Annotated in this window: 18 protein-coding genes; 14 read left to right on the top strand and 4 right to left on the bottom strand. The window is 64.4% G+C overall.

The genetic code is table 11. The features are described 5' to 3' along the window. The first annotated feature begins 29 nt into the window (after positions 1–29). Together R5O87_RS08975 and R5O87_RS08970 are read left to right on the top strand one after the other, a co-directional pair. Positions 30–1,322, top strand: a complete 1,293-nt coding sequence (locus R5O87_RS08975; protein WP_410557742.1) for a 5-methylcytosine restriction system specificity protein McrC — start codon at positions 30–32, stop codon at positions 1,320–1,322. 344 nt (positions 1,323–1,666) lie between these two features. After that, positions 1,667–2,254, top strand: coding sequence for a TetR/AcrR family transcriptional regulator (locus tag R5O87_RS08970; RefSeq protein WP_410557776.1), 588 nt, complete (start codon positions 1,667–1,669; stop codon positions 2,252–2,254). A gap of 28 nt (positions 2,255–2,282) precedes the next feature. Here R5O87_RS08970 and R5O87_RS08965 read toward each other — a convergent pair whose 3' ends face one another. Then, the gene (locus R5O87_RS08965) at positions 2,283–3,971 is read right to left on the bottom strand and encodes a sensor histidine kinase (RefSeq protein WP_410557741.1); all 1,689 of its coding nucleotides are present in this window, start codon (positions 3,969–3,971) and stop codon (positions 2,283–2,285) included. A gap of 101 nt (positions 3,972–4,072) precedes the next feature. Here R5O87_RS08965 and R5O87_RS08960 point away from each other — a divergent pair, with 101 nt between their 5' ends. After that, positions 4,073–4,828, top strand: coding sequence for a response regulator transcription factor (locus R5O87_RS08960; RefSeq protein WP_410557740.1), 756 nt, complete (start codon positions 4,073–4,075; stop codon positions 4,826–4,828). Positions 4,829–4,845: 17 nt separating this feature from the next. Here the strand turns inward: R5O87_RS08960 and R5O87_RS08955 are convergent, their stop codons facing one another. Continuing rightward, positions 4,846–5,271, bottom strand: a complete 426-nt coding sequence (locus tag R5O87_RS08955) for a very short patch repair endonuclease (protein ID WP_410557739.1) — start codon at positions 5,269–5,271, stop codon at positions 4,846–4,848. 26 nt (positions 5,272–5,297) lie between these two features. Next, complete coding sequence (locus tag R5O87_RS08950; protein WP_410557738.1) at positions 5,298–5,732, bottom strand: pyridoxamine 5'-phosphate oxidase family protein; 435 nt, start codon at positions 5,730–5,732, stop codon at positions 5,298–5,300. Positions 5,733–5,939: 207 nt separating this feature from the next. Between R5O87_RS08950 and R5O87_RS08945 the strand changes: the two genes are divergently transcribed. The 3 genes from R5O87_RS08945 (at position 5,940) to R5O87_RS08935 (ending at position 9,545) form a co-directional block, all read left to right on the top strand. Next, entirely contained in the window at positions 5,940–7,685 is a 1,746-nt protein-coding gene (locus R5O87_RS08945; RefSeq protein ID WP_410557737.1) for a purine-cytosine permease family protein, read from the top strand. A gap of 257 nt (positions 7,686–7,942) precedes the next feature. After that, positions 7,943–8,623 carry a DUF6318 family protein gene (locus R5O87_RS08940; protein ID WP_410557736.1) on the top strand — a complete coding sequence of 227 codons (681 nt, stop codon included), beginning with the start codon at positions 7,943–7,945 and terminating at the stop codon, positions 8,621–8,623. Between the two features lie 7 nt (positions 8,624–8,630). Then, positions 8,631–9,545: a hypothetical protein gene (locus R5O87_RS08935; protein ID WP_410557735.1), complete on the top strand. Its 915-nt coding sequence runs from the start codon at positions 8,631–8,633 to the stop codon at positions 9,543–9,545. Between the two features lie 16 nt (positions 9,546–9,561). On the opposite strand, the gene R5O87_RS08930 is transcribed toward R5O87_RS08935, so the two are convergent. Then, positions 9,562–10,887, bottom strand: coding sequence for a GAF domain-containing protein (locus R5O87_RS08930; RefSeq protein ID WP_410557734.1), 1,326 nt, complete (start codon positions 10,885–10,887; stop codon positions 9,562–9,564). Between the two features lie 193 nt (positions 10,888–11,080). Here R5O87_RS08930 and R5O87_RS08925 point away from each other — a divergent pair, with 193 nt between their 5' ends. The 8 genes from R5O87_RS08925 (at position 11,081) to R5O87_RS08890 (ending at position 18,425) form a co-directional block, all read left to right on the top strand. Then, on the top strand, positions 11,081–12,871 hold the full coding sequence (locus R5O87_RS08925) for an NAD(P)/FAD-dependent oxidoreductase (RefSeq protein WP_410557733.1): 1,791 nt from the start codon (positions 11,081–11,083) through the stop codon (positions 12,869–12,871). Positions 12,872–13,059: 188 nt separating this feature from the next. Then, on the top strand, positions 13,060–14,133 hold the full coding sequence (locus tag R5O87_RS08920; protein WP_410557732.1) for an alkene reductase: 1,074 nt from the start codon (positions 13,060–13,062) through the stop codon (positions 14,131–14,133). A 192-nt stretch (positions 14,134–14,325) separates the two neighbouring features. After that, positions 14,326–14,859, top strand: a complete 534-nt coding sequence (locus R5O87_RS08915) for an alternate-type signal peptide domain-containing protein (RefSeq protein ID WP_410557731.1) — start codon at positions 14,326–14,328, stop codon at positions 14,857–14,859. A 75-nt stretch (positions 14,860–14,934) separates the two neighbouring features. Beyond that, entirely contained in the window at positions 14,935–15,258 is a 324-nt protein-coding gene (locus R5O87_RS08910; RefSeq protein WP_410557730.1) for a hypothetical protein, read from the top strand. Further along, complete coding sequence (locus R5O87_RS08905) at positions 15,245–15,859, top strand: signal peptidase I (RefSeq protein WP_410557729.1); 615 nt, start codon at positions 15,245–15,247, stop codon at positions 15,857–15,859. The genes R5O87_RS08910 and R5O87_RS08905 overlap by 14 nt, the downstream gene beginning before the upstream one ends. Then, positions 15,856–16,347: a hypothetical protein gene (locus R5O87_RS08900; protein WP_410557727.1), complete on the top strand. Its 492-nt coding sequence runs from the start codon at positions 15,856–15,858 to the stop codon at positions 16,345–16,347. The genes R5O87_RS08905 and R5O87_RS08900 overlap by 4 nt, the downstream gene beginning before the upstream one ends. 52 nt (positions 16,348–16,399) lie before the next feature. Further along, complete coding sequence (locus R5O87_RS08895) at positions 16,400–17,131, top strand: GntR family transcriptional regulator (RefSeq protein ID WP_410557726.1); 732 nt, start codon at positions 16,400–16,402, stop codon at positions 17,129–17,131. Positions 17,132–17,429: 298 nt separating this feature from the next. Then, entirely contained in the window at positions 17,430–18,425 is a 996-nt protein-coding gene (locus R5O87_RS08890; protein WP_410557725.1) for a sugar phosphate isomerase/epimerase family protein, read from the top strand. The last annotated feature ends 8 nt before the right edge of the window (positions 18,426–18,433 follow it).

The raw sequence follows: 18,433 nt of genomic DNA, 5'->3' as shown, positions 1-18,433 counted from the left end.
CCCTGGCGGCCTCTACGACGGCGGCCTCTATGACGGCGGCTTCCGTCGCCGCCGCTGGCTCCGGAGCCGGCGCCGCTGCGGCCCGCGGCTGCCGCGGCGCAGCGCCGGCAGTGCGGCACATCGTCCTCGACGAGCTGTCCGGCGGCACCGTGGAGAAGCTCGACGCCGAAAGCGCCGCCTTCCTGAACTCCAGTGGCCTGGCCAAGGCGACGCCGTTGGGCATGGGGCTTTTCCGGATCGAGCCGGTCGGCATGGTGGGTTCCGTGCGGACCCCGCTCGTGCAGCTCGACGTGCGGCCCAAGGACCGGCTCGGGCTGAGCCGGCTGCTCTTCCTGCTGAGCTACGCCGGAGACCAGGGCTTCCGTGACGACACCGTGGCGGCCGACGAGGATGCCGAGCTGTGGAGCGCCCTGGCGGCGTCACTCGTCCAGCTCGCCGAGCGCGCCCTGCAGCGCGGCGTCCTGCAGGGCTACGTCATGGTCGACGAGTCGCTGCGCACGGTCAAGGGCCGCATCCGGATCTCCGACCAGATCTCCCGCCGGCCGGGAATGCTGGTGCCGCTGGAAGTCTCCTACGACGAGTTCACGGAGGACATCCCGGAGAACCGCATCCTGCGCGCCGCGCTTGACCGCATGTCCTGCGTCCCCGGTGTCCGCCCGGATGTGCTGGGCCGCCTGCGGCAGCTGAAGGGAAAGCTCGACGGCGTCACGCGCCTCCACGCCGGCGCTCCGCTTCCGCCGTGGCAGGCAAGCCGGATGAACCTCCGGTACCATTCGGCGCTGCGGCTCTCCGAGGTGATCCTGCGCAATGCGTCGGCCGAGGCGGGGGAGGGCAAGCAGCAGACGGCGTCCTTCGTCGTCGACATGGGCAAGGTCTTCGAGGACTTCGTCGGCGCAGCCTTGCGCCGGGCCATGGGGGCCTTCCCCGGCGAGATGCGGCTGCAGTACAACGCGATGCTGAACGAGGCGGTCCGGGACTCGGACCGGCTGACCGTGCGCCCGGACGCCGTACACCTGCTGGGCGGCCGGCCGGTGGTGGTGTACGACGCCCAGTACCGCGCGGGCACCGACCAGGGGGCGTCGCTTTCGGCGGACCATTTCCAGATGCTGGCTTACTGCACGGCCTTGCGCGTGCCCACGGCCTGGCTGGTCTACGCCGGCGCCGGTGAGATGAAGCTGAGGCGGATCCTCAACACCGACATCGACATCGTGGAGTTTCCGCTGGATCTTTCCCGGCCGCCGTCGGAAATCCTGGCAGCGGTGGCCGACCTGGCCGAGCAGTCCTGGGGAGAAGTGGTACGCCAGGCGAGCCTCGGCCGCTAGCCCTGCGTGTCCTGGTCCTGCGGACGCAACGCTCAGTCACGCGGGAGCAAACTGTGGGCATCCAACCGCAGGTATTTCGTCATAACAACCACTCGCTACGTCGACGTTTCGGTTCAATCCCGAGCACTGAACGGGTCAAGGCTGCTACTCGAAAATTGCACTGGTGTCCCTGAAGAATAATGCAAGACAGACAGGTCTGTCTTGCATTTTGGGATAGAATAATCCTAATGGCAGAGGTACCCAGCTCCGAGCCGTGGAGCGCCGGGAGAATACCTTCCGGAGGTCTCCAAACTGGGCCGCAGCCGGCCGCCACGCCGGGCTTCCCGCCCACATCGGGAAGCCGGATGATTGGCGAGGAGAGTGCGGCGTCCGGTGTTGCCGGAATGCGCGAACGCATAGTCGGCGCGGCCTACGACCTCTTCACCCGCCGCGGCGTCCGCGACGTGGGCATCAATGAACTCATCAGCAGCTCCGGGGTCGCAAAGGCCACGTTCTACCGCCATTTCGCATCCAAGGACGAGCTCGTACTGGCCTTCCTGGAGAAGCGCGACCAGGTGTGGACGGTCAACGCCATCATGGGCGAGGCGCGGCTGCGGGCCGGCACTCCCGAGCAGCAGCTGCTGGCCATCTTCGATGTCTTCACCGACTGGTTCCACCGGACCGACTTTGAGGCCTGCTCCTTCATCAATGTGCTGCTGGAGATGGGCGCGTCGCATCCGCTGGGACGGGCCAGCATCGATTACCTCGCCAGGATCCGCGGTCACGTGAAGCAGCTCGCGGACGAGGCCGGGCTGCAGCGGACCGACGACTTCTCCCGCTCCTGGCACATCCTGATGAAGGGCTCGATCATCTCCGCGGCCGAGGGCGACCTGGACGCGGCCCAGCGGGCCCGAAAGCTCGCCAGCTGGCTGATCGAGGACCACCGGGCGTAGGCAAACAACTCAGTTCTGCACCGGCGCGTCAGTTCTGGACCGGCACGGCAAACGTGAACGTGGTGCCTTTTCCCACTTCGCTGCGCAGCGAAACCCGGCCGCCGTGGGCCTCCACAATGGCCTTGCTGATGGACAGCCCCAGCCCGACGCCGGGAATGGTTGAGTTGCGGACAGCTGCGGACCGGAAGAACTTGGCGAAGACCTCCTCCTGGTCCTGCTGGCTCATTCCCATGCCGGTATCGCTCACGCTGCACACCATGTGGCCGCCCTCGGACCGCAGCGACACCACCACGTCGCCGCCGTCGGGCGAGTATTTGATGGCGTTCGATACGAGGTTGTCCAGGACCTGGGAGATGCGCGCGGCGTCGATGTGCGCCTCCAGGCGCTCCGGGGCATCGGCGCGCAGCTGGATGCCGGATTCTGCGGCGCGCGGCAGCGCGGCGGTGACGCTCGTGCGCACGAGCTCGGCCACGTTCACGGACTCCGGGGTCACGAGCAGCTGGCCGTTGCGGCTGGAGAGCAGGTCCGAGACCAACGTGAGCAGCCGTTCGGAGTTCCGCCGGATGATTTCCAGGGGGCCGCGCTGGGAGTCGGTGAGGTCGTCGTCGTCCAACAAAAGCTCGACGTAACCAAGAATGGAGGTGAGCGGCGTACGGAACTCGTGCGAGACGTTCGAGACGAAATCGTCCTTGGCGGCCAGCGCATTCACGAGCTCGGTGACGTCGCTGAACACGATGACGGAGCCGGCAAAATTCCCGTCCTGGTCCTTCATGGGCCTCGCACTGGTGGATATGGCGCGTTGTTCGGCACCGGCGCCGAGCCACACCAGGTAGTCGGTGAATTCCTCGCCGAGGACCGCTCGCCGGACGGGCCGATCGTCGACCGGGACTAGGGTGGTCCGGTCAGTGGAGAACACGAGCAGTTGGGACTCATTGGGATCGTCGATGGTTGGCGGCGTAGCCAGCAGATGATGCTTGCGCTGCTTGCGGTTCATCAGGATGTCGTGGCCATCCGCATCGACGGCCAGGACACCCAGGTGCACCGTGTCCAGGATGGTGTTCAGCAGCCGTTCCTGGCGCTTGCTGCCGGTCAGCACGCCGCGAAGCTGGGAGTCCTTTTCTTCCAGGTCCCGCTGCTGCCCCTCGAGGTCCCGCTGCTGCCGGACCATGCTGAGCGTCATGACGGACACGGTGACGCCGATGCCCAGCATCATCACCGGCAACAGGAAGGAGCGCGCCAGGTCCTGACCGGAGATGGCGCCGCGGATAAACAGCGGCACCCAGATAATTCCCAGGGGGCCGAAAAAGGACAGGGCCACCGCGGCTTTGGGGAACAGCCCGGAGGCGCACATCCAGATAACCGGAAAAACGGCCATCAGGCTGAGCCCCGTCAGGCTGTCCTGGCCGCCCTCCCTGCCCAGGGCAATGGACACCAGGTCCAGGAGGGGAATGACGAGGAATGACGGGTAGGGCAGCCGCTGCCAGGGCACGGCATAGCAAAGGATCAGTATTACTGCCTGTGACAGCAGAAAACTGATGAAAAGGGGGTTGAGCAGCGTCTCCGGAAAGAACGCCAGAATGAGGAACGCCGTGATTCCTGCCGTTACAGAAAGCGGCATTTGGCTCAGCATCACCCTGCCCCGCAAGGAATACTCGTGGAAGGGCCGCCGGAAGAGCAGAATCCGGCCGGAGGAGTCTTTCCAGGCAATACTGCTCATGGGCGATGGTCCATCTGGGCGGGGCGTGAGAAACGCATAGGAGCAGGATATCCGCCGGGAGCTATACTTCAGACGGGATGTAGCGGGCTGAGGGGGCTGCGATGGGTGATACACGCGTGGGGCTGGTCATCGAGGATGACCACGATATTCGCGAATTGGTGCGCGTTGTTTTGACGCAGGCCGGCTTTGAGGTGCGCGCCGCAAGCAGCGGAGCCGAGGGCGTTCTTGCCGCCAAAGAACTGGACCCAGCGGTCATCACGCTCGACCTTGGACTGCCGGACATCGACGGCTTCGAAGTGGCGCGGCAGATCCGTCAGTTCTCCGATGCCTATATCGTCATGCTCACCGCCCGTGCGGAGGAGCTCGACACCCTGATCGGACTCGAGTCGGGTGCCGACGATTACCTCACCAAACCGTTCCGTCCACGTGAGCTGCGGGCCCGCGTTGCGGCCATGATGCGGCGTCCGCGTTCGACGCCGGAACTCGCCGAGGAGTCCGGCTCACCAGCCGCCGCCGTGAACGAGGGGCGGAAGTACACCCACAACGGCCTGGACCTGAGCTACGAGTCCCGGACCGTGGCCGTTGACGGCCAGGAGCTGAGCCTGACACGCACCGAATTCGACCTGCTCCACGCCCTTCTTGAGGCGGGTCGCATGGTCCGTACCAAAGCGGATCTGGTGCGCCGGCTGCGGGACGAACCGTACGACGTCGGAAGTTACATCAGCGAGGCGGACGAGCGGTCCGTTGAGGTGCACATGGGCAACCTGCGGAAGAAGCTCGGCGATTCGGCACAGAACCCGCGCTGGCTGCAGACTGTCCGCGGCGTGGGCTACCGGCTGGCTCCGGCTGAGAACTGAGCCGCGCTTAGTCTGGATCAGCCCGCGGCCAGGAACAGCTCCAGCTGCTTCTCGACGGCGGACATGTCCCTGAGTTCGCACTCCCAGACGGTCAGTACTTCCCACCCGTCGTTTTCGAGCTGATGGCGCTGGCTGGCGTCGCGGTCCCGAGTGCGGCTGCGTTTCGTTTCCCAAAATTCGGCGTTGGCCTTGGGAGAGTGCTGGCCCACCCTGCAGTCGTGGAAGTGCCAGAAGCAGCCGTTGACGAAGATGACCTTGCGCCTGCCCGCGAAGACCAGGTCCGGGTTGCCGGGCAGCTTGATGCCGCCGGAGGCGCCGTGCAGGCGGTAGCGGTAACCCTTGGCATGCAGGAGGCGGCGCACCAGCAGTTCGGGCTTGGTGTTCTTGCCCCGGATGCGGGACATGTTCCAGCTGCGCTGCTCAGGGGTCAGCCGGTCCGCCATATTTCCAGTCTAGGCCGGCAGCCTCTCTAGAAATCGCGCTCCGGCTGCTCGCCAAACTGGAAGTGCCGGCCGCTGACGGAGCCGGGATCGATCTCGACGTAGAAGTCCTTCAGTGTGGGAACCCAGGACGCGAGCCCGAGCTCTTCGGCTTCGGCGATTTCGGCTGACTTGTTCAGGACCCGGGCCGTGCCGCGGAGCACCACCGACCACGCCTGGTCCGACATGATGCCGTCCGTCTCGAACAGGACCCTGTCGTTGATGGTCACCTGGGCGAGCTTGTTGCCCGGCGCCGTCCGGAAGTACAGCTTCCTCCGGCTGGTTACGTAGTTCACGGGGAAGATATCCGGCTCGCCCGCCACGGTGACCACGAGGCGGCCATGCCTGGTGCCCTCCAGAAGCTGCCAGCACTGCTCTTCGTCGAGGATCAGGATGGGGTCGCCGTCGGCGTGGTTGAACATCATGTGCTCCATTCTTCTACGGCTTGTAGAAAAACGATAGGGTATGGACAGATTTTCCCAGTAGGCGCGGTGCTGCGCCACCGGGCGAAGCGGCAGTTTGACGGATGCGTAGGACACTTTACATGGCTGTAATGGCCCCGGAACCGAACGGTCGCACGGCATGACTAGCGTCGGCGAAGAAGACAAACCGGTGACGAAAGCGGATGCCTCATGACAAATGACCTGCAGGACAGCGAACTGTTGGATAGCCCGGGCGGGGGCACCGCCGTCGGGCTGGAGACCAAGCGGCCCCGGACGGCGACCAAAGCGGCGGCAAACAACTCGGACGCCTTGAGCGCCACGAAGGAGAGCCTGGAGGATTACACGCTTAGGTTCGCACCCCGGTCCTACCGGAAGTGGAGCGCAGGCGTGGTGGCAACGAGTGCGCTGGGAGGCATTGCCTACCTTGCTGATTTTTCGATTGGCGCGAATATCGGTATTGCTTACGGCACGGTGAATGCGATTTTCGGAATTGTCGTGGCCGCCGTCATTATCTTCGCTACGGGTTTTCCGCTTGCCTATTATGCAGCCCGGTACAACATTGATTTGGACCTCATTACCCGCGGTTCCGGGTTCGGCTATTACGGTTCCGTGGTGACGAACGTGATCTTTGCGACCTTCACGTTTATCTTCTTCGCTCTGGAAGGGTCAATCATGGCGCAGGGCCTCGAACTGGGCCTGGGGATTCCGCAATGGCTGGGTTATGCGGCGTCCACGATCATCATCATTCCGCTGGTCATTTACGGGATGAACACGCTGGCCAAACTCCAGGTCTGGACCACGCCGCTGTGGCTGCTCCTGATGGTGGTTCCGGTCGGCTACCTGCTGGTGTCCCACCCCGGCAGTATCGATGACTTCTTCGCCTTCACGGGGAATTCCGGTGGCGCGGGAACCAGCCTGGCATCGGTCATGCTGGCCGCCGGCGTCTGCCTGTCCCTGATGGCGCAGATCGCGGAGCAGATCGACTACCTGCGGTTCATGCCGCCCAAGACCGCCGACAATAAGGGCGCGTGGTGGCGGGCCGTGATCCTTGCCGGGCCTGGCTGGGTTCTGTTTGGCGCGATCAAGCAGATCGTCGGGATGTTTATCGCCGTTTACCTGATTGCCAAGCTGGATCCGGCGGCCTCGGCGACTGCGAACGAGCCGGTCCACCAGTTCCTCGGCGTGTACGAGGAGATGATGCCGGCATGGCTGGCGATGAGCCTGGCCGTGGTGCTGGTGGTGATTTCGCAGATCAAGATTAATGTCACCAACGCCTACTCGGGTTCGCTGGCGTGGACCAACAGCTTCACGCGGGTGACCAAGACCTATCCCGGGCGGATGGTGTTCGTGGCGGTGAATCTGCTGATTGCCCTGGTCCTCATGGAGGCCAATATGTTCGACTTCCTCAACACGATTCTGGGCTTCTACGCCAACTGCGCCATGGCCTGGGTCGTCACTGTGGCGTCGGACATCGCCATCAACAAGTACCTGCTGAAGATTTCGCCCAAGACCCCCGAGTTCCGGCGGGGCATGCTGCACGCTGTGAACCCAGTGGGGTTTGTGTCCATGCTGGTTTCTGCCGGGATTTCCATCGCGGTGTTCTTCGGCGCTTTTGGTTCGGGCATCCAGCCATATTCGCCGATTTTCGCGGTGGGGCTGGCACTTGTGCTGCCACCGGTTCTGGCGGTCCTGACCAAGGGCAGGTACTATCTGCGGCGCACCGATGACGGCATCGACCTGCCGATGTTCGACGCCGACGGTAACCCCAGCGATGCAAAGCTGCTCTGCCATGTGACCGGGATTGAGTTCGAGCGCCCGGACATGATGCGCTCCGCCCAGGACGGGCCCGACGGCGAACCCCAGTATGTTTCGTCGCTCGCCTTGTCGACGGACAAGGCAGGCGATTTGGTTCTCCCGGCGCATTCCAAGGGGTAGGGCTTTGTAGTTCTTGGGTTGCGGCTCGCAGGTGACGGCGCTGGCAGCGTCGCGATTTGTGGCTGCGTGATTGGGATTCCAGCGGGCCCGGTGAGATTCTCACCGGGCCCGCTTTGCGTTGTGCCCTGGGGTGTTTGCCTGTTTGCCCGGGCCTAAAGGGGCTGTGGATAACTTTGAGCCGAAAGATGTGATCTCGGTTACCCTTTAATCACTGTTCGGACACAGATGTCTTGAAACCTATCCGGGGGGATTAGCGCATGACTTCTCGTACCTGCATTTCTGAACGCCTCCGTTTGCCTGTCATTTCCGCCATCGCTGTGTCCGCCATTGTGCTTAGCGCCTGCAGCGGTGGCGGCAACCCCCAAGCTGGTCCGACGGGCACCGCCGCCGTTTCGCCAGCTCAGTCCGCTTCCGGTTCGGCATCTGCCACGCCTAGTGCAACTCCGACGCCCAAGGCGACTCTTGTGTACAAGCCGGCCGACGCCAAGGGAAGGGCTCAGAACGTCCCGGTGCCTGTTCTGCCTAAGACTGCCGAGCGGGAGACTAAAGACGGCTTGATTGCATTCGCAAAATATTGGTACACGACACTCAACTTTGCCTATGAGACAGGAAACTTCGGACCTCTGGACAAAATCACTGCTACTACGTGCGCCCTGTGCCAGAAGGTTCGGCCCGGAATCGTGGAGTGGAACTCCAAGGGACGATGGATATCCGGCGGCCTGGTGAAGGCCAACGGTGCGTTCACCGAGTTCACGAAGTCTTCGGCGGGGGAGTATCAGGTCACAACGCAATTGGAGCAATCCGCTGGGACGCTGCACAGGGCCGACGCCAGCATTGAAAAATCTGTTCCTGGGTCGCAAGTCCTCGCAGACATCATGATCGTGCGCTTCGTTGACGGCCATTGGAACGCCGTTAACGTCGACCGGCTCGGTGCATAAGCTTTCCATGGAGATCGAGCCCAACGGTCGGCGGGCTATTTGCGCATTGCTACTGTCGTTGCTCATCGTCGCTTGCCATGCGGCACCTGCCATCGCCGACTCTACAGACGTCTTCTGGAACACCGACGGCGTGGGAGTCTGGCACTTCGATACCGACAACAATGTCTGGGTAGACGCGCCGGCGTCCGCGCCAGAGAGCCCCTACCAGTATAAATTCACGCCCCTGTGTCTTGTTGCCAATAATGACTTTGACATCGCATGCCTTGCTGCCTCAATCAAATGCACGGAGGGAAAGGATGGTCGCCCGGTCAGATGGTGGTGGAAGCTCCGAGTTGCCGGTGACAATAGTTGGACCGCGATTCGCCCCGATCGCTGTGTATACAACGAGGATCCGAGTGACGTGCTCGGTAGAATCGCCGCCCAAATCCAGCGCCGTTTCGAGCAACTCCCTGTCAATGCAGGCACTCTGGGAATCCAGCCACGTCCCCACACGCTGAGGGGTGCCGAGACCAACTTCTATGGCGAGTCAGCGGAACAGTCCTTTGACGTGACCATGCTTGGACAGAAGGTGCATATCGTTGCCAAGCCCGTCCAGTATCGCTGGGACTACGGCGACGGGACGTCGCTGGGCCCCACGACCACCATGGGCGGCCCGCTCCCGCAGGACCGTTGGGGTGAGAAGACCCGGACCAGCCATGCCTACGCCGCGACCGGCGACTTCAACGTGGTCCTCACGACGTACTTCCAGGGAACCTACTCCGTGAACGGCGGCCCGAACCTGCCCATACCCAACCAAGGGCAGTTCAGCTCGCCGCCGCAAACGGTGAGCGTTTGGCGCTCCGTAACGCGCAATTATGCCGACGATTGCAACACAAACCCGCGGGGTGACGGTTGCCCGGGCGCTGCGCCGGGGAACCGCTAGAACAGTGCCGCCAAGGCTACGCCCGCAGCTCTCGATCCATCCGTGCCATCTTGGCCCGCACCAACTGGAAGCGGGGATCATCCGCACCGCCAACTCGTTCAAGCGCTGCCGCCGCTGCGGAATCGGCGGCGCCCATGTCAGTGGAGCACCACCGCAGGATTAAGTCGATCATCCCACTGGCGCGGACAGAGGCACCCACTGCCTCGTTGAGTTCATCGCGCATAAGTTCGATGGCGAAGTTGGCGGACCGGGTCAGAAGCTTGGCGGGATACGCGGCAAGTGCGTCGGCAACGCGCCCCGCCCGCAGATGGCTAGCCACCATCGACGCGTCGGTTTCAACTTGCACCCCGGCGGCGAACCGGTACGGATTGGGCTCCACAACGTTCCCAATAAGCCCGCGGATCCGGTGCATCTCAGTCCGGACCGATGCTGCCGCACCATCCTCGCCGTACAGTTCGTAGGCCAACTCCTCGGCGCTCCACCCACTGGACCGGGAGGCGAGCATTGCCAAGATCTCGGCGCGGCGCAGTGTCAGCGCAAGCGGTGGCCCGCCGTCGACCTCTGCGGTGGGCTTGTCGCCCAGGATGCGGAGGGTCAGCCGGCGGCTGGTGCTTCTGACCTCGGCGGCCGGAACTGAACGTGTCCGCTCCGGTCGGGAGGCGGTAGCTGGTGCTCCGGCCGACTTCAGCAGCTCCTCGGCCAGCCGGACGCCGCACCGCACCATCCGCAGACTGTCTGGCGTCATGGATTGGATAGGTCCGGAGACATCAAGGACGCCCAGGACGTCGCCCGTGAACGGATCCCGGATAGGTGCCGCTGTGCAGGCCCAGTCATGGTGGGTGCGGACGAGGTGCTCCGCGGAGAACAGTTGGGCAGGGGTGCCGGTGAACAAGGCCTCGCTGATGGCGTTGGTTCCTACTCCGGACTCGGACCAGTCGGCGCCCTCGACGAACTCCAACGAATCCGCTTGGCGCAGAGCGTGACGGCTGCCGATCCGCCAGAGAACCTCGCCGAGGTGGTCCGTGACGATGAGCAGATGCCGGCCGTCCGTGGTCTCGTCGGCAAGCAGTTGGGACAGCGCTGGCATGACAACTGCCAGCCGGTGGTCCGCGCCGAGTAGCCGGGCTTCGCTGACGTCGTGCCGGTGGACCGGCCGGTGCCGGTCGGGATCGATCCCCAGTGCCAGGGACCGCTGCCACGAGGTCACGAGTGACGGGGCGATGTAGGGATCGGGACGTCCGGAAATCGTGGCTTCATGGGCCTGTCGGAGGGCCCGGGCATACTCCAGGGGAGACGTAAAGCGGAGATGGCGTGCCTGGGCGGCGGCGTCAGACAAAGGCATACGCGTCCTCCCAACTCGCCATTGAATCGTGCCCGTGGCCGCCCACCATGGACGGAAAACATGCAACCCGATTGTAACCCCCGGCGGCTTTTACTTGTGATGCGGGTCACGGAGGCTAGCGGGCTGGCGGCCCAGGCTTCCGCAAACTTGGCACCAGGCCGCACGGCCAGGTCATCAAAGGAAAGAGGAAATCATGCCCGAGACACCAAACGGCATCGTCGCCGGATGGCTGGAGCAGTTCGATGGGGCGTTGCGAACGAATGACACGGCAGCGGCGCTCGAGTTGTTCGACGAGGAATCGTACTGGCGCGACTTCGTGTCCTTCACCTGGAACCTCAAGACCATGGAAGGCAAGGACAGCATCCGCCGCATGCTCGAAGCGACCCTCGACGACGTCGGCCCGCACAACTGGGCGCTCGCCGAGGACGCCACCGGCGATGCGTCCAGCACCGAGGCCTGGGTGACATTCGAGACCGCGCAGGCCCGTGGCTATGCCCACCTGCGCCTTCGCAACGGCAAGTGCTGGACCCTTCTCACCACCATGCAGGAGCTCAAGGGCTTCGAGGAGAAGAAGGGTCCCAACCGCGAGCAGGGCGTGGCCCACCGCATCGAGAAGGGCCGCAAGTCATGGCTCGAACTCAAGGAAGAGCAAGCCGCCAAGCTTGGCTACGAGGAACAGCCCTACACCGTGATCGTCGGCGGCGGCCAGGGCGGCATAGGACTCGGCGCACGGCTCCGCCGTCTCGGCGTTCCCACCATCATCATTGAGAAAAACGCGCGGCCCGGTGACTCGTGGCGGAACCGCTACAAGTCCCTGCACCTGCACGACCCCGTCTGGTACGACCACCTGCCGTACATGAAGTTCCCGGACGACTGGCCTGTCTTCGCTGCCAAGGACAAGATCGGCGACTGGCTGGAGCATTACACGCGGATCATGGAGCTCAACTACTGGTCCAGCACCGAATGCACCAATGCACGCTGGGACGAGGACGCCCGCGAGTGGGAAGTCAGCGTGGTCCGCGACGGCGAACGGGTCACCCTGCGTCCGAAGCAGCTCGTCTTCGCGCTCGGAGTCTCCGGATACCCCAACGTCCCCAAGTTCGATGGCGCGGAGACCTTCCTGGGGGAGCAGTACCACTCGTCCAAGCACCCGGGCGGCGGGGACTGGACGGGCAAAAAGGCCGTGGTGATCGGGTCCAACAACTCAGCCCACGACATCTGCGCCGACCTCTGGGAGCACGGCGCCGACGTCACCATGGTCCAGCGTTCCTCCACCCACATCGCGCGCAGCGAATCGCTGATGGACCTCGCACTTGGTGACCTTTACTCGGAGCGGGCCCTTGCAAACGGCGTCACCACCGAGAAAGCGGATCTGCTGTTCGCCTCGCTGCCGTACCGGATCCTCCCGGGTGCGCAGATTCCGGTGTACCAGGAGATGGCACGTCGCGACGCTGACTTCTACTCCCAGCTCGAGGCCGCCGGCTTCGACCTTGACTTCGGCGTCGACGGTTCGGGGCTCTTCCTGAAGTACCTGCGGCGCGGTTCCGGCTATTACATCGACGTCGGCGCCTCGCAGCTGATCATCGACGGCAGGGTGAAACTGGCCAACGGCCAGATCGGCAAAATCACGGGCAGCGCCGTCGTCCTCGATAACGGCGCAGAGCTGGAGGCCGACGTCATCATCTATGCCACCGGCTATGGCTCGATGAACGGCTGGCTCGCGGACTTGGTTTCACCCGAGGTGGCGGACGCGGTTGGGAAGTGCTGGGGATTCGGATCGGACACGCCCAAGGACCCAGGCCCGTGGGAAGGGGAATTGCGCAACATGTGGAAGCCCACCAACGTGGAGAACCTCTGGATCCACGGCGGCAACCTGCACCAGAGCAGGCATTACTCCACCTACCTGGCGCTGCAGCTCAAGGCGCGGATGGAAGGCCTGCCCACTCCGGTGTACGAGCTGCAGCCATCCCACCACACGCGCTGAAAGGCAATTCGCCCAGGCCGGCCAGCGGGCCGGCAACAAGTGAAAGTACGACGGCGGCACCCAACCCGGGTGCCGCCGTCGGCCATGTCTGGGGTGCTTTGCGACGTGAACTGCACCACACCCGGAATAGTTGCACACGCTAGGCAGTTACAGCTGGTGAACCTGATGCATTCTGAAAGGAACTCCGCATGTTGTTTTCCCCGCTGACTCTCGGCGAGCTCGAACTCCCCAACCGCCTCGTCATGGCACCGCTGACCCGTGTCCGTACTGGCCAGGAGGGCGTCCCCGGCCCGCTCGTCGTGGAGCACTACCGCCAGCGCGCGTCGCTTGGCCTGATCGTCAGCGAGGGAACGTATCCCAGCCCGGCCGGCCGCTCCTACCCGGGACAGCCCGGGCTGGTGACACCCGAGCAGATTGCCGGCTGGAAAAAGGTCACCGACGCTGTGCACGCGGAAGGCGGCCGTATTTTCGCCCAGATCATGCACGGCGGCCGCGTCTCGCATGAGGACATCAACGGCGGCCACCGCGTAGTGGCCCCCAGCGCCATCGCCGTCGAGGCTGAAACGCGGACCTACAATGGCAAGCAGCCGCACCCCGTCCCGCACGAGCTTTCCATCGACGAGTTGCCCATCGTCCGCGAGGAAATCGTCACCGCATCGCGCAACGCCATTGAGGCAGGGTTCGACGGCGTGGAGCTGCACTCCGCCAACGGGTACCTGCTCCACGAGTTCCTGGCGCCGAACACCAACGTCCGCACCGACAGCTACGGCGGCTCGCCCGAGAACCGCGCCCGCTTCGTCATTGAGACCGTGAACGCCGTCGTGGAGGCACTGGGTGCTAACCGCGTCGGCATCCGGATCTCGCCCGAGCACAACGTCCAGGGCATTGAAGAGACCGATGCTGCCGACGTCCGGGCGACCTACGAGGTGCTGGTCGACTCCATCGCCCCGCTGAACCTGGCCTACCTGAGCATCCTGCACGCCGACCCGGCCGGCGGCCTGGTACAGGACCTGCGCTCACGCTTCAATGGCACGTTCTTGGTCAACACCGGCTTCGGCGTCATCACCACGCGCGAGGAAGCCCTGGCGCTGGTTGGCGACGGGCACGCCGACGCCGTCGTGGTGGGCCGGCCCGCCATTGCTAACCCGGACCTCGCCCGGCGGTGGCGCGAAGGCCTGCCGCTGAACGAGCCGGACCAGTCCACGTTCTACGGCGAGGGCGCGAAGGGCTACACCGACTACCCCGTGTACCAGCCGGCATAGCTTTAGCGGCGCTCCATTCCGGGCCCCGTAAGTGACCAAAGGAACCACCCGTTCGCCGGGTGGTTCCTTTTGGTTTAAGGGGCAACTTTCTTGAGTGAATCTTGACCCTTTGTCGCATGGAGTCCTGAGTAAGCCCCTGCATTGTTTTCTTCAGCAGGAAACCACTCAGAACTTCACCCGAAGGGTCTCATCATGAAGAACAGCGCACTGATCAAGGGAACCGCCGCCATCGCAGTCGGCGCCGCTCTGCTGCTGGGCGGCGGCGGCACCCTCGCCTCCTGGAACGCCTCCGCTACGGGCACTCCCGGCACCGTCGTTGCCGGCGACCTGAACGTCACCGCGGCCACCGGCGTGTGGAAGGACGGGGCCGACCACACGATCACCAACATCGCCAACTACAAGGTTGTCCCCGGTGACAAGCTGACCTACACCCAGGTCCTGGACGTGACCCTGACCGGTGACAAGATGGCTGCAACCGTCGCCGCGACGGGTGCCACCCCGGACAACGGCTTCACGCCTGCCAACGTTGTTGTCAGCGCGCCTGCTCTGACCGTTGGTGGCGCGCCTGTCAGCAACCCGCTGAAGACGTCCGCAACGGTGACCGCAACGATCACGTTCGAGTTCAAGTGGGCCACCACCACGGGCCGCGCGGATGTCAACGCGGCCTATGACTTCAAAAACGTCGCCTTCACCCTGAACCAGGTCACTCAGACCGGCCTGTCCTAAGCCACTTCCGGCCGTCGCTCAGGGCGGCCGGAAGTTCAAACGTTGGAAGTAGTCGGTTGACGGTCAGGAGGAGCCATGGGCGTCCCGCGCAATCTGCGGGCTGCGGCACTTGTTGGCACGGCATCAAAGAGCAATATTGCGCCAGGCGATCTGGCGCAATATCTCACCGTCAGCGCCAAGTTTGCGGCAAGCGCCGCCGCCTGCGGCACAACGGGTTATACGAACGTCTCTTCCGCCGGCCTGACACCCGTGACGGTCCCAAAGGGGACCAGCACAACTCTGTGCTTTGAAACCAGGCTCGCTTCCACCGCTCCAGCCACCGTGAAAGGACAATCCGTGACCATCACGATTCCCCTCGCCGCGACGCAGCTCTGCGGGGTGCCCAGTGGCTGCGCCTAGCATTCTCCCGACGGCGGACGCGGCTGTTGCTGCACCCGCGCGGGGTGAGGCTGCCGGCCGCCGGGCAGTCCGCCGGCTCGCGGCGGCAGGCAGAACCGTCAACTTCGTGCTGCTGATGGTGGCGGTGTTTGCAGCCCTGGTGCTCATCCTGGTCCCCAAGGCCACGGGCTCGCAGACCTACACGGTGCTGACAAACTCCATGGCGCCCAAGTACTCACCGGGGACCTACCTGGTGGTCAAGCCCACGGCTTTCAGCGAACTGAAGGCAGGGGATGTCATCACGTTCCAGCTGGAGTCGGGAAAACCTGCAGTGGAGTCGCACCGCATCATCGGCTTTGGAACCACGCAAACGGGGGAGAAGACCCTCATCACCAAGGGCGACAATAACGACATCACCGATGCCAACCCCGTCCGCGAGCTGCAGGTGAAGGGCAAGCTCTTCTACGCCGTCCCCTATGTCGGCTACGTCGCCAACGCGCTGGGGAACTCCGACCGCGGCCTCTGGGCCACTGTCGGCGCCGCCGGTCTCATCGGCTACGGTGCCGTGCTCATCCTCCGGACCATCCGCAGCCGGCGCCGCGAAGCAGCTGCGGCAGCATGAGTACCCCGAACGCCGTCCAGGCCAGGGTCCCCGGCGGAATGCTGGCCCTTTTCGCTTTCATCCTGACAGTGCTGCTGGGCATCGGCGGCACGTCCGCCGTCGCACTATGGCAACAGTCAGCGACGGCGACAATGTCCGTCTCGGCCGCGGCCAACTGGGGCCCGCCAACAATAACCCTGGCGTGCACACCCAGTTCCAACGAAAAGACCGCGACTCTCACGGCAAGTTCTGCGCAGGCGCCCACTGTGCTGACCATTGCGGCCCGCCAGGCCAACGGCACCTATAGCCCGCTCGCCATCGAGTACCCCTCCGACGTCGGCGCGCAGACGTTCACACTGACTGAGAACTCGCTCATTGTCATCGCCAACGCCGGTGCAAGCCCCATGACAGTCCGCGTGACTGCCACCTTCTCGGACCTGCAGAAGGCGACCGCAGAATGGACCCTGGGCATCGTCACCACCGGCGGGAAGGTCAAGTGCGCGCCGTAACGTCTGACTGACCGTGCCAGCCTTCCCCGAGGCGTCCCTATAGGATCTGATCATGCAAAAAGCGTCCAACGGCACCCGCGCCGGCAGCCGGACCGAGGGACAGACCGGTGGCAGGCGAGGCCGGACGGTCAGCCGCCAAGTCCTGGCCGACCACGTATACGAGGAGCTGCTCGCCTCGCTCATGGACGGCAGGCTGGAACCCGGGGCCGCCGTCAGCATCGACGGAACTGCCCGCGAGCTGGACGTTTCCCCGACCCCAGTCCGCGAGGCACTGGCCCGGCTGGAACACACCGGCATGGTCCGGCGGGTGGCGCTCAAGGGTTACCGCGTTGCGCCGGTGTTCACCCGGGAGGACTTTGCGGATCTCATGGAGGCCCGCCTCGCGATCGAGCCCGTCAATGCCCGGCTTGCCTGCGCGCGGCTGAATCCGCACCGCCTCGCTGAGCTCGAGCAAACAGTCGCCGAGCTGAAGACGGCGCCGCGCGGCCCGTCCTTTGCCGAGTACAAGGACTACCTCGAGGCTGACGAGCGCTTCCACCAGCTCATTGCCCAGCAGACGGACAACCAGTTCCTGGTCGGCGCCTATGCCGCGCTCGGCGGCCAGGTCCAGCGCTTCCGGCTTTTCGGGGGAGTGGGGATCACCGACGCCGAGAATGCCATCGCCGAGCACCAGTCCGTCCTGGACGCCCTGTCCAGCGGCGACCCCGATCAGGCTGAGGCCGCCATGGCAGCCCACATTCAGAAGGTCCGCGAACGAGCCATGGCGGACGCTCCGGAGGAGTAGCCCGGCGTGCGCCGAGAAGCGTGCCCGCACAGCCCATGTAGGTAGCAGCAGAGGGCGTTCCCAGCCGTGGGAACGCCCTCTGCTGCTACTCAGTTGGGTGGGGGCGTAGCGTGGGAGATGCAGCCACTTGATGCCTTTGGCGTGAGGCACTTCACATGCGGACATCATCCCTATAGGATCTTCGATGGTCGCCCAGTAGTCACCAAGCGGCAGCAGGGGGCGAAGGGGATGTGACCTTGACAACTCCTACTAGATAGTAAATCCTATAGGAAACAGGATTCCACGAGGGAGTAAAACCATGGCTTACACCGCCGACAACTGGCCCATCACCGCGGCACTGCTGCAGTTCCCGGGCGTCGACGCCCAGGGCACCCACATCAACGACGCCGACGCCTCCGCCTGGGCCGAGGTCTTCACCGAGGTCAAGGAAGCAGGCTTCGCCAACGCCGACCTCACCGACAGCTGGGTCCGGCCCGGCGACCTCAGCAAGGAGCGCCTCGCCGAGTTCAAGCAGACCGCCGACAGCGTGGGCATCGGCATCCCGGTCATCTCCGCCATCCGCCAGAGCGTGATCGAGGAGGGCAAGTGGGAGGACAACCTGGCCTACAGCCACCGCACCATCGACGCCGCCGCTGAACTCGGCTGCGAGGTCGTCTCCTTCGGCCTGCACCAGGCCATTACCCCGGAACAGCAGAAGCAGCTCTGGTTCTGGACCGTCGAGGGCTACAAGGACCCGGAGGGCGACAAGGAAGCCTGGAACAACGCCGTCGCCCGTTTCCAGGAACTGGGCCGGCACGCCGCAGAGGTGGGCGTCCTGCTCTCCCTCGAAATGTACGAGGACACCTACATCGGCACCGCGGACTCCTCCGTGCAGTTCGTCCAGGACATCGGCCTGTCCAACGTCGGCCTCAACCCGGACCTCGGCAACCTGATCCGCCTGCACCGGCCCATCGAGGACTGGCGGGAAATGGTCGCCAAGACCCTGCCGTACTCCAACTACTGGCACATGAAGAACTACATCCGTGACGAGGACGTGGCCCGCGACATGTACGTTGCCATGCCTTCCCCCATGGAAAGCGGCCTCATCAACTACCGCGAGGCGTTCAAGGTGGCCCTCTCCGTCGGCTTCCAGGGCATCCTCTGCACCGAGCACTACGGCGGCGACGGCCTCTCCGTGACGGCCAGCAACCAGGACTACCTGCGCCGCCACGTGCTGCCGAAGAAGGAAGGCTACGCCCTCGGCCAGAGCCAGGTGGCGCAGGGGCGTCAGCAGCCTGTGGCCGTAGCGCGCTAGAGGCGCCG

Origin of the sequence: Arthrobacter globiformis (assembly GCF_046536215.2) — a bacterium.
Lineage (GTDB): Bacteria > Actinomycetota > Actinomycetes > Actinomycetales > Micrococcaceae > Arthrobacter > Arthrobacter globiformis_E.
This window is presented reverse-complemented; position numbering and strand designations above follow the sequence as displayed.